The organism is Providencia sp., from assembly GCF_003533305.1.
In the GTDB taxonomy this organism is placed as follows: domain Bacteria; phylum Pseudomonadota; class Gammaproteobacteria; order Enterobacterales; family Enterobacteriaceae; genus Providencia.
Genome location: NZ_DOEH01000030.1, coordinates 78,387 through 78,793 on the forward strand (window position 1 = coordinate 78,387; position 407 = coordinate 78,793).

Genomic DNA, 407 nt, shown 5'->3' on the forward strand with positions numbered 1-407 from the left:
GCTGTTACTCACTACTTTATGTTAAGTAAATTCATTCGCTCTATCAATGCCGACCTCAAGGCTAAAGCCCCCTATGATATGAGGTATCAAAATAAGCCTATTGATATTAAAGGTTGAAGTTCCTGGGTACCGAGATGACTGAGCTAGATCGGCACAATCACACTCTACTTTGCCTGTGTTCTAGTCATAAGCCATCACTGATAAACTCAAGAGAATACTTATATCTAAAATCTCTTAATAAGATAAAATTTATGAGGTAGTGAATGAATATGTTTTTTATATCTTTGAAGATTAGTATATGAGTGTGCTGGCGTGTTCATGTGTTGAATTCACTACAGATTATTGGTTACGATGCCTAACCAGTTAGTCCTAATTTCCCTAAATCCCCCAACGCAAAAAAGCCACCC